The sequence below is a fragment of the Colwellia aquaemaris genome, assembly GCF_057548755.1.
This window is the reverse complement of record NZ_BAAJLV010000001.1, coordinates 941,089-955,718: the sequence shown is the minus strand read 5'-3', so window position 1 is coordinate 955,718 and position 14,630 is coordinate 941,089. Positions and strand designations below refer to the sequence as shown.

The 14,630-nt window shown below is 37.7% G+C and carries 10 protein-coding genes; 4 read left to right on the top strand and 6 right to left on the bottom strand.

What is annotated here, in order from left to right:
* Positions 1-73: 73 nt before the first annotated feature.
* From AC27HL_RS04210 to prmB, 4 genes are all read right to left on the bottom strand, one after another.
* Positions 74-1,084 (bottom strand): FAD:protein FMN transferase, encoded by a 1,011-nt coding sequence (locus AC27HL_RS04210; RefSeq protein WP_487079139.1) that lies wholly within the window; start codon positions 1,082-1,084, stop codon positions 74-76.
* Between the two features lie 35 nt (positions 1,085-1,119).
* Positions 1,120-2,289 carry an MFS transporter gene (locus AC27HL_RS04205; protein ID WP_487079138.1) on the bottom strand — a complete coding sequence of 390 codons (1,170 nt, stop codon included), beginning with the start codon at positions 2,287-2,289 and terminating at the stop codon, positions 1,120-1,122.
* Between the two features lie 60 nt (positions 2,290-2,349).
* Positions 2,350-3,441, bottom strand: a complete 1,092-nt coding sequence (gene aroC, locus AC27HL_RS04200) for a chorismate synthase (protein WP_487079137.1) — start codon at positions 3,439-3,441, stop codon at positions 2,350-2,352.
* Positions 3,442-3,502: 61 nt separating this feature from the next.
* Entirely contained in the window at positions 3,503-4,432 is a 930-nt protein-coding gene (prmB, locus tag AC27HL_RS04195) for a 50S ribosomal protein L3 N(5)-glutamine methyltransferase (protein WP_487079135.1), read from the bottom strand.
* A 93-nt stretch (positions 4,433-4,525) separates the two neighbouring features.
* Between prmB and smrB the strand changes: the two genes are divergently transcribed.
* Positions 4,526-5,068 (top strand): endonuclease SmrB, encoded by a 543-nt coding sequence (gene smrB, locus AC27HL_RS04190; protein WP_487079133.1) that lies wholly within the window; start codon positions 4,526-4,528, stop codon positions 5,066-5,068.
* A gap of 95 nt (positions 5,069-5,163) precedes the next feature.
* On the opposite strand, the gene sixA is transcribed toward smrB, so the two are convergent.
* Entirely contained in the window at positions 5,164-5,640 is a 477-nt protein-coding gene (gene sixA / locus AC27HL_RS04185; RefSeq protein WP_487079131.1) for a phosphohistidine phosphatase SixA, read from the bottom strand.
* Between the two features lie 451 nt (positions 5,641-6,091).
* Here sixA and AC27HL_RS04180 point away from each other — a divergent pair, with 451 nt between their 5' ends.
* The 3 genes from AC27HL_RS04180 (at position 6,092) to AC27HL_RS04170 (ending at position 14,074) form a co-directional block, all read left to right on the top strand.
* The gene (locus AC27HL_RS04180) at positions 6,092-8,884 is read left to right on the top strand and encodes an insulinase family protein (RefSeq protein ID WP_487079129.1); all 2,793 of its coding nucleotides are present in this window, start codon (positions 6,092-6,094) and stop codon (positions 8,882-8,884) included.
* A 193-nt stretch (positions 8,885-9,077) separates the two neighbouring features.
* Entirely contained in the window at positions 9,078-13,652 is a 4,575-nt protein-coding gene (locus tag AC27HL_RS04175; protein WP_487079127.1) for an EAL domain-containing protein, read from the top strand.
* Between the two features lie 143 nt (positions 13,653-13,795).
* Positions 13,796-14,074, top strand: a complete 279-nt coding sequence (locus AC27HL_RS04170; RefSeq protein ID WP_487079125.1) for a hypothetical protein — start codon at positions 13,796-13,798, stop codon at positions 14,072-14,074.
* A 231-nt stretch (positions 14,075-14,305) separates the two neighbouring features.
* On the opposite strand, the gene AC27HL_RS04165 is transcribed toward AC27HL_RS04170, so the two are convergent.
* Positions 14,306-14,509 carry a hypothetical protein gene (locus AC27HL_RS04165; protein ID WP_487079123.1) on the bottom strand — a complete coding sequence of 68 codons (204 nt, stop codon included), beginning with the start codon at positions 14,507-14,509 and terminating at the stop codon, positions 14,306-14,308.
* Positions 14,510-14,630: the final 121 nt, after the last annotated feature.

Below are 14,630 nucleotides of genomic sequence, written 5' to 3'. Positions count from 1 at the left end.
CCTGACAATAAAAAAGCACCGTTAGGTGCTTTTTTATTGCCTTTAATTTTCGGCCTAAAATTGGCGTGTAAGGTTAATTGTTTTGTTGCAAACCAAAGGAGAAATGCAGCTTTTGCTGATTGTCGATTATTATTGCTTCATAGTCGGCTAATTGATTAATAAACACCATACCTTGCTTTAATCCTAAAACAAAAAGTGTTGTCGATAAGGCATCAACATAGGTTGGATCTTTTCCAATAACAGAAACACTCACCACCTTTTTCGCCGACTTCCCTGTTTTAGGGTTAATAATATGATGATAACGTACTTCATCTTCAATAAAGTAGCGCTCATAGTCTCCCGATGTTGATATAGCTTCATTGCTCAAGGGCAAATGAACCGCGGTTTTATCGCTGGCACGAGGATGCTTAATACCCACTAACCAAGGGCGGCCATTACGATCACCTAACAAGCCCGTATCACCACCAGCACTGACTAAGCCATGTTTGATACCGGCGTCAGCCAAAATAGCTAAACAATTTTTAACTGCGTAGCCTTTGGCAATTCCACCTAAATCAATTTTAATTTTCGGGTGACTAAAGAAAATACTCTGCTCATTTTTATCAAGCACAACCCCTGTATAATCAATGGCCGCAAGTGATTGTTTAATCGTTTGCTGATCAGGCTTTTGCCGTAAACGATAATCATAATGGTAGCCAACCGAAGCATAAGTTAAATCAAAAGCGCCATGACTTTGCTGAGATATTCTTTCTGCTTTAGCAACTAAAGCAAATAATTCAGATGATATTTTAACAGGGCCTTTTGCCGCTAAACGATTAACTTTAGATAGCTCACTTTCAGGTTTATAAGGACTCATTTCTCGGTCAATACGGCGCATTTCGTTTTCAACCGCACGGGCAATTTTATCGGCTTGGCTTAGCTTTTTCTCGCCTTCTGCGCTATATATAGCAGCCGAATCTGGCAACCAAAATTCGACATGAGCCTGTGTTCCCATCACTTGAAAACTGTGCTGGTGCCACTTAGCTGCGACACTAGGTAAATAAGCACAAAAAGAAATAACTAGAATTCGAACCAATACCCGCATATTTCCTTCCCCTAAAAACATCACCTAGTAATATTTTAATCTATTTGGCGACTCTTATCTTCATCGTGGTTTTTCATCATTAATGCTAAAACGCCACCAATCAAGGCTGATATTGCTGCAAAATCAAAGGTCGTCATAGCACCTTCACCATTGAGCCATAACACGCCAGCAATATAAGCGCCAAGTGCACCACCAGCACCATAAACCCCGCCAATATAAACCGCTTGGCCACGACTTTGTTGGTTAGCGTTAAAATGACGCTGTATAAAGGCAATGCTAGCACTATGATACAAGCCAAAACTTAGTGCATGAATTAATTGCGATAAAACCAACGCGGTATTGCTCTGGGCAAAATGTCCAACCAGATACCAGCGCAATGCGGTTAACAGTATACTTACGCTAATCAAAGTTTTAATTGAAAAGCTTCGAAAAAATAATCCAGCAAAAATAAATATGCCGACTTCAGCTACCACACCTATAGCAATAAATATTCCAATAAGAAAGCCGCTATAATCGAGATTTTGTAGATATAACGCGAAAAATACGTAGTAAGGGCCAAAGCTCATTTGCAGCAATAAGCCAGCAAAAAAGAATAGTAAAAAATTGCCGTCTATGGTTTTGTCTTTAATCGACGAGTTACCATTTAACGTATAAGCTTTAATACGCGGCTGTTGACTATATAAAGTTGAGACAAAAAGCCCTGTTAATATCAAAATACCAACATAACTAAAAACTTCTGGCGAATATCGCTCAATTAACTCACCAGACAGCACAGCAACGACAATAAAGCCAATACTGCCCCAAAGCCGCACACGCGCGTATATTTTGGCACTCTTTCGAATAGAGCTTAAGGTCATTACCTCAATTTGCGGCAAGATAGCAGTCCAAAACAAACTAAACATAGCTAAACTAAACATTAATGGCCAATAATTAACCGTCCATAAAATGCAGCTAAAGCTAAGTAAAGATAGCAAAGCACCAACTTTGACTATGGTTAGTTGTTTACCCGATTTATCAGCGAGTTGTGCCCATAACGTTGGCGCAACAATCTTAGTGGCAGTAATCACTGCCAATATTTCACCAATTTCAAGCGAATTAAAACCTCTGGCATCTAAGAATACCGACAGGAAAGGCACCACTAGCCCTAAAATGCCGAAATACCAGAAGTAGTTCGACGAAAGACGAACAAATTGTTTTGAAGCCACTAAGCTAGATTTCCATTACTAATTTTACTGTCTAGGGCAGAATTTACTCGTTGTTGTTTGCTAGCCTTCAATATCAGGGGTTTGACAAACCACATCAGCATTTTGTGCGCGATGTCTTAAGTAATGATCCATTAAAGTTAACGCCAGCATAGCTTCGGCAATTGGTACAGCGCGAATACCAACACATGGGTCATGACGCCCTTTGGTAATAATATCAGCCGGTTGCCCTTCTAGATTCACCGTTTTGCCACTAACCCCAATACTCGAGGTTGGTTTTAAGGCAATAGAGGCAACAATTGGCTGACCCGATGAAATACCACCAAGCACACCGCCCGCATGGTTTGATTCAAATCCATCTGGGGTTAATTCATCTCTATGCTCAGAGCCCTTTTGATTAACAACTGCAAAACCATCACCAACTTCAACCGCTTTAACGGCATTAATGCCCATTAATGCATGCGCTATATCAGCATCTAAGCGATCAAAAATCGGCTCACCTAACCCAACCGGCACATTTTCGGCAACAACCATTAACTTAGCGCCAATCGAATCTTTCTCACGCATAATAGCGCGTAAGAGTTCATCTAGTTGCTCAAGTTTGCTGGCATCTGGAAAGAAAAATGGATTATCTTCCACTATGTTCCAATCAATATTTTCTGCGCAAACACTACCAATTTGCGTAACACAAGCCTGAATAGTAATACCAAACTTTTGCTTTAAGTATTTTTTAGCTACTGCACCGGCTGCAACCCGCATCGCCGTTTCACGTGCCGATGAACGGCCACCACCTCGGTAATCACGAATGCCATACTTTTGCCAATAGGTGTAATCGGCATGGCCGGGACGAAATGTTTGCGCAATATCACCATAGTCTTGCGAGCGCTGGTCGGTATTTTCAATCAATAAGCCAATTGGTGTACCCGTCGTTTTTCCTTCAAACACGCCTGACATAATTTTCACTTCGTCTGCTTCTCGGCGTGCAGTCGTAAAACGCGAAGTACCCGGTCTGCGACGGTCAAGATCATGCTGTAGATCAGACTCACTGAGTTCAATACCTGGCGGGCAACCATCAATAATAGCGCCTAAACCTAAGCCGTGACTTTCACCAAATGAAGTGACTGTAAATAACTTACCAAATGTATTGCCTGACATAATGATATTAATCCGTAAATATTATTTCGCTAATTTGCCAATCCAAGTATTGGCATATATTTTATTTGTTGCTGGAGAATTCCTGCAGATGTTGTTCGAGCTGTGCTTTGGTTATACGAAAAACCCCATGGCCACCGCGTTCAAAAGTTAACCACTGAAATGGCACTGTTGGGAAAGCTGCCATTAAATGCACCTGCGAATTACCCACCTCACAAATCAACACGCCATTATCGCTTAAATGCTCAGCTGCTTGTGCCAATATTTGGCGAGTAATATCAAGACCATCAAAACCACTACCTAAGCCCATTTCCGGCTCATGTAAAAACTCTTGTGGCAAAGCATCAACGTCTTCTTGATCAACATAAGGGGGGTTACTGACTATTAAATCATAGCTTTGCCCTTCAACCCCAGAAAAAACATCAGATTGAATTGGAATAACTTGTTCTGTTAAGCCATGACCTTCAATATTAATTTGTGCGACATTTAACGCATCTATAGATAAATCCAAAGCATCGACTTCTGCATCAGGAAAATTAACAGCACAGGCAATAGCTATACAACCACTACCAGTACATAAGTCTAAAATGCGTTTGGGTGAATTTTCTATTAAGCCTGAAAATTTATTTTCTATAAGTTCACCAATTGGCGAACGCGGCACAAGCACACGTTCATCTACATAAAACGGTAAGCCGCAAAATGTCGCTTGATTGGTCAAGTATGCCGCCGGTAAACCTTCCATTATTCGACGTTCAAATAGTTGCAAAATAGCTTGTTTTTCTTGCGATACTAGTCGGCATTCCATCATTTCATCAACAAGTTCACTCGGCAAAGACAATTGAAACATCACCAAGTTTATTGATTCATCTAACGCATTATCAGTACCATGACCAAAATATAATTCTGCTTGGTTAAATTGGCTGGCGCCAAAACGCACGTAGTCAGCTATGGTGTGTAATTGCTCGCTCACTGTTGCAAAATTTATTTTATCCACATATACCTCTAATACTTCTATTGCCGTAACTATTTTACTGTCTATATTATACTTTCACTTGTTATTGTTCGTCGATGTTTTTAGACTTCAGCAATGAAATTTAAAGACGCACTTAACGTGGAAGAAAAAAAGTTGTTCAAAGATGCTATAGGTAAGATTAAACCTATGGTGCAGGACAGAGTACACCCAGCCAAAAGAACCAGCAAGCAGAAAACCGCACTAACGGGGCTAAAAGATAAAAAAGCTGTGGCTGAGTTTCATTTCTCAGACGAATTTGAGCCTGATTTAAATAATCATGGGCCTGTGAAATATGTTCGTGAAGATGTTGACAGTTTTGAAGCAAAAAACTTACGCCGTGGACAATATGCGCCTGATCTCATATTAGACTTGCACGGGCTTGACCAACAGCAATCAAAACGTGAAATTGCGGCGTTACTGGCTGCCTGCCAAAAAGAACATGCTCAATGTGTGTGTATTGTGCATGGTTTAGGCGGAAGAATTTTGAAAAATAAGGTACCTCATTGGCTAGTGCAACACCCAGACGTTATGGCTTTTCACCAAGCACCATTAGAATGGGGTGGCAATGGCGCACTGTTAGTTTTAGTAGAATTAAAAGACAAGTTTGTTCGTGATTAACCTACGACAAATGAAACTATACGTACTGCAACGCTGAATTGATTTTCTAGCTTACCCCTGAAACTGCATCTTAAAATGGCTTGGGTATACTATGGCTAGGTAATTTCGTTTGGCGAAACTAGTGTGACAAACTCCCCTTGCATTTTTTCAAGATCATATTCAATTAAAGCCACAGATGCTGTTTGAAATATCGGCATCGTATTATCAAAGGTTAACTCTGCAACTAAGTAACTCACCAGCGGCATATGCGAAACCAATAGTATTTTTTGGTATTTTTCTACACTGCAAATTGCATCTATATAATCATGCACCTCTTTTGCACTATCTTCTGGGGTAATAAAACTTAAGGTTTTTCTAGTTTGCTCAGCTGTTAGCTGTTCAATTACCGTATCTGCGGTTTGTTGGGCGCGTAAATAAGGGCTTACAAAAATACAATCAAAATGATGTTGATTGTCAGCTAACCATTGCCCGGTTATCTTTGCTTCATTAATACCACTTGCCGTTAGTGGTCTCAGTGCGTCAGATGGTGCAATAGGCTCCGCTTGCCCGTGACGCATAATGAATACTTGCATAACTACCTTAATTTAAACGAACTTTATTATTTGCGGCTATAGTAAAGGAATTGCTTATCTTTTTATAACATCTGTTAAGAATAAAATGGACTCACCTTATTCCTTAGGGTAATTTAGAAAGATAATAAGAATAACATGCTAGAGCGTGTTGCTCTTTGTGGTATAGGTTTTGTTAGCATTAAAAGTCACTTAATCACAGCGTTGTGATTGCTATATAGTCATTCTATATACATTGAGCAACAAAGGGGAAAATGACTTTTAAACAAATCCTTTGGACAGTGTTTATTAAACTTTTTTACGAGGTTATTGCCGATTTATGTGACACAACCACACATCATAGGCTTTGTCTCGTAAAATAGCATATTAAATAACTGTAAAAACATATCCCAAAGAATAACATGCTCCAACCAAAGTGAAATGACATATTAAGTGTGGTTTTACGGGAGCCATTGTGAAAAAAAGTCCAAATGACGCTAAAGAATACCAAGCTATTACCTTACAAAATGGCTTACGTGTATTACTGGTTCATAGCCCCGACAGCAATAAATCTGCCGCTGCACTAGCTGTCAATACTGGGCACTTTGATGACCCTGAACATAGACAAGGGTTAGCCCACTTTTTAGAGCACATGTTATTTCTTGGTACGCAAAAATTCCCTGACGGTAGTGAGTACCAAAAGTTTATCAACGAACACGGCGGTAGCAATAACGCTTGGACAGCAACAGAGCATACCTGTTTTTTCTTTGATATTGGCCAGCAACATTTTGCTAGTGCAATTGAACGCTTTGGTGAATTTTTTACCGCACCTTTACTCTCTGAAGAATTTGTTAATAAAGAGCGTAAAAATATTGATGCGGAATTTAAACTCAAACTAAAAGATGATATTCGCCGCTTGTACGACGTTCATAAAGAAACTATTAATCCGCAACATCCTTTTGCTAAGTTTTCGGTAGGAAGCAATGAAACATTAGCAGATAAGCCCGGTTATAATTTACGTGATGAAGTTGAAAACTTCTTTAATAAAAACTACCAAGCGCACTGGATGACGTTAGTTTTAGAGGGGCCACAATCATTCTCAGAGTTAAAGAGTTTGGCTGAAAAACACTTTAGTGCCATAAAGTCTAACGGTATTGAAAAAGCAAAAATCGAACAACCGCTTTATCATAAAGAACATCAGCAAAAGTGGATTAAAGTTTGCTCAGTTAAAAATGACAAACAATTAATTATTAGTTTTGCAATGCCTAGTATTGACCAGTACTACCGCCATAAACCTGAAGCTATTCTTGCCTATTTAATTGGTCATGAAGGCCCTGGCAGTATTTTGTCCTTATTAAAAAGTAAACAATGGGCATTAGCATTAACTGCTGGCTCGGGTATTAATGGCTCTAATTTCAAAGATTTTAACATTAACATTTCCCTGTCTGATCTTGGTGAAGAAAATATAAGCTCAATCATAAGCATCATATTCTCCTATTTAGCACTTTTGAAATTAACGCCACTAAATGAGCAATATTATCGCGAGAAAAAAGCTCTGGCCGAGCTTTCTTTTGCTTATCAGGAGAAACTTTCACCATTAGACTCTGTCAGCCAACTCGTCATCAACATGCAACATTACCCTGAGCAAGATTATATTTTCGGGGACTATGTTATGGACGGCTTAAATGAAACTGTGCTTAATACGTTACTTGACTATATGGTTGCATCCAATGTTCGTATTATTACGTTAAGTCCCAAAATTGATGAAACAAAAGCCCAAGTTAGTCACTGGTACCAAGTCCCATACTCTATTCATAACATTACCGCAGAACAAGTTAAGCAATGGCAAGCTCCTGATAGTTTTCCTGAGTTATTTTTACCAACAGAAAATAACTATATCGTAGCCAAACCTAAACTAATTCCTTATCAAACAACACAAACAGACCCACTAGCTGCTCCAGAAAATATTTACCAACAAGGAGGCCTAAATGTTTGGTTCAAGCACGACATTAGTTTTAATACGCCTAAAGGATATATTTACTTATTAATTGACGCGCCCAAAGTAATTGAAAGTGAAGAAAATAATGCCATGACCCGCCTCTTTATTGATATCTACAGTGATGCTGTTGTAGAGGAGCATTACGATGCAGAGTTAGCAGGTATTCACTATCATCTCTATTCGCATCAAGGAGGCATGACGCTTCAACTGTCAGGTATCAGCAGCAAACAGGAACAGTTACTGCCCCGACTATTAACAGATTTATTACAGTGTAAATTTTGCCAAGAAAAATTTGAATTGTTTAAACAACAACTTATTGGACATTGGAAGAACAGTGAAAGCAGTAAATCAATTTCACAGTTATTTGCCACCCTTAGTTCAACAATGCAACCTAAGAGTCCCAACAGCAAAACACTTATTGCCGCACTAACAAATATTAACTTTGAGCACTTCAGGCAATTTGTTCGACAATTATTTGAAGGCGTAGCAATACAAGCACTCATTCATGGTAACTGGTCTTTTGATATTGCTCAGCGCATAACCAACATCATTCGCGACCAATTTGAACAAAAGCTTTCGCAAGACAACGCAGTAAACGTACCTTGCTTAGATTTAAAAGATCAACAGCAAATAACGATACCAATAGAGCTACCTGAACATGATCATGCCGCGGTTATCTACTACCCTATGCCCGGCAAAGACTTGCATACAGCCGCATTAACTATGCTTACTAACCAATTGCTTTCTCCTATTTTCTTTCAAGAAATGCGTACTGAAAAGCAATATGGCTATTTAGTGGGTGTTGGTTTTATTCCAATAAACCGTTATCCAGGTATCGCCTTTTATATTCAATCACCACATACAGACGCTGCAGAATTAACTTCAGCAATAAATGATTTCATTGGTAGAATTAGTGGCTATATTGAAAGTTTACCCGAAGAGCATTGGCAGCACTTACAAGCAGGTCTCGCTAGTCAACTGCAAGAGAAAGACACTAACTTAAGAATAAAAAGCCAACGTTATTGGGCGGCGATTTGTAATAATGAAGCATCATTCACCCAAAAGCAGCAACTAATTGAAATTATAAAAAAACTTTCAATTTCTGATATTAGTACATTTGTTCAGCAACACTTTACTGGCTCGAGAAACGACGACCGATTATCCTTATTAAGCTATGAAAATAAAACGCAGTTGAGCAAAATATCTGCTCAAGAAGCAATTTATAATAATGTCGAAAATTTACAAAAAAAATGCCAAAGAAAATACTAACATTGCCGATATAGCTTTTAGGCTGCAATTTTTGCTGTATGGTATTGAATATTAAACTAACGCCAAAGATTGACTTAAACTCCAGCATCATTTTAAATGGGATGTTATATCCAACAATAATAAAAATATTTGGCACATCTCTTTGTAATTCAATTAAGTGAGATGTGGGTTTATCTACCATAAGGTTGTCTTAGTGCTTTTAACTTTTTTTAATAAAAAAATATCATCTGCATTCTATTTTTTTAATGTAATTTTTTTATGCTCGATTATTTCACTGCTAATAAGCCAACCTTCCGCAAAAGCAGCTAATATTAACCAATCACCTCTGAAATTCGAACGTATATCCATTGCTGATGGCCTATCTCAAAGCTACGTATACGATATAATTCAAGACAAAAATGGCTTTATATGGATTGCTACACAAGATGGATTGAATCGATACGATGGCAAAAGCTTTGTTTACTATCGTCATGACAGTACCAACAAAAACTCTATCGCAGACAACTTCATTCGCAAACTCTTTATCGACACCAACAATATACTTTGGGTTGGAACCAATGAAGGCTTAAGTAGGTATAACGAGTCACTAGATAATTTCGAGAACTTTCTGCACCAAAGTAATGACAGCAACTCTTTAAAAGACAATGAAGTTTGGGATATTTATCAAGACACTGAAAGCAATATATATGTTTCAACCAAAGAAGGCTTACAGAAATACGACTCTGAAAACAATAGTTTTACCCGCATACGATTTCGAGGCTTTGAGAATTCCCTAAAAGAAATTAAGACAATATTCCAAGATAAAAAAGGTAACTTCTGGCTTGGCACCTATGATAACGGCATATATTTAACGAATAGCGCTATGACATTTGTGGTTTCGTTGAGCGATCAAAATAAATGGAACCTTAAGCTCAACGCTAGTGCGCTATACGATTTAAAATTTATTGATAATCAGTACTGGTTGGGGACCAACAACGGCCTTTATGTTATTTCCCAAGATTACCAAATAGTTAAGCATTACACTGAGAAAAATTCTGATACCAGCCTTAACCTACTTTCCAACAAAGTACGTTCAATAGAACAGCTTAATGATTCAGCGATATGGCTAGGAACATTAAATGGCCTAAATAGTATTAATATTTTAACTGGTGAAGTTGAAGCATTTCAAAGTGCCGCCCACACAAATGCCTTGTCTTTAAATTTAGTATTAAAAATATATAAAGATCACACCAATAAATTGTGGCTAGGAACTAACGGCGGGGGAATAAATACATTTAACCCTATTCAACTAACAATAAGCCATGGTTTATTTAGTTATTTAGAGTCGGAACAAGCCGTATATGCATTTGCTGAATCCAGCGATGGTACAATTTGGTTTAGTACAGATGATGGACAACTTAATAAAATAGACCATAATGGGAAAGTTGCTCAATTATCAGTATTTGGTGACAACCCTTTTAGTCATATAATTGCAGATGATACCAATAACCTTTGGTTAAAAACTGAACCAATGAGTCCTTCAAATCCAGGTACTTTATACTATTTTCAAACAAATGATCAAAAATTAATTGAACACAAAAGCTGGAAAAATGGTTCTATTCAGCAGGAAAATGGAAAGTTAGTCTATTTAAGTGATCAATTATGGTTTATAAATAAAAATGGCTTACTATCAAGTTACAACATTGCTGATTCAAAATTTAATACCTACACTTCAGTCGATTCATTAAAGTTAACTACTTTCACTAAAAGTATAAATGAAGATCTTTGGCTTGTTAGCACGGATAACCAAATACTTAAATTTGATACTATAAATAAGTCATTTAAGCCTTTTACTTCATTGAAGTCTAAAACACATCATGTTAGTGCCTATACAAATATTGCTACGTCAAATGATTGGATTTGGCTTGGCTCTCGTGGACAAGGCATAACCCTTATAAACAAAACTAATTTAAAAGAAACTAAAATTAGTGAAAAAAATGGTCTCTCCAATAACTTTATTGCTGCAATAAAACTCGATAACGCGGAAAATGCATGGATATCAACCAATAAAGGAATCAATGTTGTAACTCCTCAGTTAGTCATGGTTCGCTCTTTTAATCAGGAACTACAGTTATATGACAATGAATTCATAAGCGACAGTGCCTTAATCACAAAAGAACAGATCGTATATTTTGGAGGGTTAAATGGATTTCATTCTTTCTCCCCACAAGAGATATTACATATTTCACAACATTTATCGACGCCAGTTATTTCAAATATTTTAGTTGCTAACAAAAAAGTACCTATTTTAAATGAAAACCCAAAACAATTTCATTTAGGCCGCTCACCTAACTTACTTGAAAAACTTAGCCTAGCCCATAAACAATCACAGTTTAGTGTCGAATTTATATCCCCAAATGTAAAAATGCCAAGCCACCTAAACTATAGGTATCGGTTAATGGGGTGGAAAGATACTTGGATTGATGCTGGAGAAAATAATTTAAGAGCAACTTATACAAACCTGAGCCCGGGTGATTATACATTCCAAGTTCAAGCTTATGACTTACAAAACAAACAGGAAAGTAAGATAAAAAGCCTCGATATTACAATCATGCCGCCTTGGTGGTTATCACGTGGAGCTATATTGATTTATAGCCTAATTACCATTTTAATCATTGGCTATATATTGCAGCAAGTTCGCCACAAGCGTTTGTATCACTTGCAAATTAAATTAAGTGAAGAACGCTTAAAATTATCATTGTGGGGCAGTGGTGATGAAATGTGGGATTGGAATATCAAAAAAGGAAAAATATACCGCTCTAATATCTGGGGGATCTTAGAATTTCCGCAAGATGGCAAACGTAATGTTGGTGCAGACCAAACCAATATACATCAGCAAGATATTCCACGAGTGCGTGAGGCGCTAAATCAACACTTCGAAGATAGTAGTGAGCACTTTGAAGCGACTTATCGCGTTAAAGATAAAGATGACAAATGGATTTGGGTACTTGACCGCGGAAAAATTGTTGAACGTGATGACAAGAAAAAGCCAACTCGTATGACAGGAACGTTAAAAGATATTAGCCAAATCAAACGTGCAGATGAACGCCTTAAGCTTTTTGCTAAATGTATTGAAAATATATCTGACGCTATCGTCATTTACGATCGTCAATTTACCGTTGTTGATGTTAATAAGGCATTTCAACGTATTACCAGTAAAACAAAACAGCAAATGCGTGGAACAGCTTTAAAGTTTGAGCAATATCCAGAAAGCTTTAATCAAAATGTAAAAAAACACTTGATCACAAAAGGTAGCTGGCATGGCGAAATTGAAAGTATACGTGATAACGGCGAGCTTTATTTAACCGATTTAAATATTGATATAATCAAAGATGAAACTGGTAACATTTCTCATTTTGTTGGAGTTTTCTCAGACATAACAAAACGCAAACAAACCGAAGCAGAGCTAAGGAAATTAGCAAATTCAGATACCTTAACCGGGCTGCCTAATCGCTCATATTTTCAGGCCAACCAACAACGATTAGTAAAAAACAAGATCCCCCATGCACTTTTGGTTTTCGATTTAGACAACTTTAAAAAAGTAAATGACTCATTAGGTCATGAAGTAGGCGATGTATTACTTTGTAAAGTTGCCGAGCGCATAAGAGGTTTAGGCCGCAATCAAGACAGCGTCTATCGACTCGGCGGCGATGAGTTCAGTTTAATCGTAGAAAATACCAATGACATTCACACCATAACCTCAATTGCAAAACAGGTTTTAGATTCAATTGCCCTGCCATTAAAACTAAAGAGTCAAGAAATTGTACTTTACAGCAGTATTGGTATTGTACTCTACCCTGAAGATGGTGTAAGTCCGCAGGAGTTACTTAAAAACGCTGATACCGCCATGTATCATGCTAAAAACTCTGGCGGCAATAAATACCAATTTTTCAGTGACTCCATGAATAAAACAGCCGTTAAACGGCTGCAAATTGAAAACCTAATTCGACATGGTCTTAAAGAAGATTTTTTCTCTGTTTTCTATCAACCCAAAATAGAAATAGCGACAGGAAAAATAGCCGGTATGGAAGCGTTAGTGCGCTTTGAAACCCCTAGTAAAGGTATTATTAGTCCGATCGTATTTATCCCTGTCTCAGAAGAAACTGGGCAAATTATTGATATTGGTGAAGTAGTATTACGCAAAGCCTGCTTTGCCACCAAAAAATGGGTTGATGCTGGCTTGTTTGAAGGACGCATAGCAGTAAATCTTTCTGCGGTGCAGTTTACCCAACCAAATTTAGTTTCTATGATTGCCAACGCATTAAAAGAAAGCGAATTACCCGCTAAATATCTCGAGCTCGAGATTACAGAAGGGACTGTTATGGACTCACCGCAAAAAGCGATCGATACCATGTTACAAATTCGCGCTATGGGTATTCATTTATCTCTTGATGATTTTGGCACTGGATACTCTTCTCTTGCCTATTTAAAGAAATTTCCACTCAATACTTTAAAAATTGATAAAGCCTTTGTTGATGATATAGAAACATCTGAGCAAGGGCGTAATATGGTAGCAACTATTGTAACCATTGCGCATAACTTAGGTATGCAGGTCGTGGCAGAAGGTGTTGAAACCAATCAGCAATTAAGTTTTCTTTCGGGCTTACGATGTGAGCAGCTACAAGGATATTTATATAGTAAACCCCTGCCAGAAAGCGATTTTCAAAAATACTTGCTATCCTTTCAAATTACTAATAAATCAACTTCCTTTGGTAAAAATACCACTTAATAGCCCAGTGTCGAATTTATGACACAGCGATAATAACAGCCAATTACGCCGCAGAAGCCTTATAAACAAAGGCTTTTAATTTCTGGCACAATTCTCGCTTATTTCCTATCTGAAATTAAAAATAATCTAAATAAGGAAATAACATGCTTAGTTCACTAATTCTCTCTTTAGCAATGTCAGCAACTCCAGCAGATTCAGCCACTAATGATATCAATATCGAAGAAGCAGGTACACGTCGTGACCAAGTTCGCATCGGCACTCGACGTGATCAAGTTAGAATTGACTTTGAAAAAATTGATATTTCAGAGGCAGGAACTCGTCGTGACCAAGTTCGTATTGGTACTCGCCGTGACCAAGTTCGCATCGGCACTCGACGTGATCAAGTTCGTATTGGTACTCGTCGTGACCAAGTACGCATCTAGGAGGTAATATGATCAATTTAATTAAATCTCTATTTGCCAATGATCGTAAAGAAAACGCTATTGCAGCAAGTATCGAAATTAAAGAGATGCCTGCAAGCACTTGGTGGAATTAGGCCTTTTTAAGCCATATATAAGCTTAAAAATGAAATGGGATACTTCGCTACATGGATGTTAGCGTCTTTAAATTTAGCAGCTATATAGCCTAAATAATGGCAAGGAAAGGTGTTATGCCTAAGCAGAAAAAAGTAAACAATCAAAACCAAAGCGTTGATAAGTCTTTGTACGCTTTTTCATACAAAACATTGGCCATATCAATGGACCAAACATCAAACCAGCTGTTGCCCAACGTTTAGCACCTAAACCGTTACTTATTGCTTGGCAATAGAAAAATACAGAAAAAACAATAGCTAATAAAACAAAAAACAACAAAATCATGCTTAACTCACTTCAAGACAACAAATTCGGAAACGGTTTTCATACTAAAGCGCGCGCATATTAGCAATTTTAGAGTATATATTCAAAACAATTATCGAATAAAAATAAAGCAATAACATTT

Coding starts and splice junctions, on each gene's coding strand:
- AC27HL_RS04210 (WP_487079139.1), bottom strand. CDS start 1,084: ATGCGGGTATTGGTTCGAATTCTAGTTATTTCTTTTTGTGCTTATTTA.
- aroC (WP_487079137.1), bottom strand. CDS start 3,441: ATGTCAGGCAATACATTTGGTAAGTTATTTACAGTCACTTCATTTGGT.
- smrB (WP_487079133.1), top strand. CDS start 4,526: ATGAAATTTAAAGACGCACTTAACGTGGAAGAAAAAAAGTTGTTCAAA.
- sixA (WP_487079131.1), bottom strand. CDS start 5,640: ATGCAAGTATTCATTATGCGTCACGGGCAAGCGGAGCCTATTGCACCA.
- AC27HL_RS04170 (WP_487079125.1), top strand. CDS start 13,796: ATGCTTAGTTCACTAATTCTCTCTTTAGCAATGTCAGCAACTCCAGCA.
- AC27HL_RS04165 (WP_487079123.1), bottom strand. CDS start 14,509: ATGATTTTGTTGTTTTTTGTTTTATTAGCTATTGTTTTTTCTGTATTT.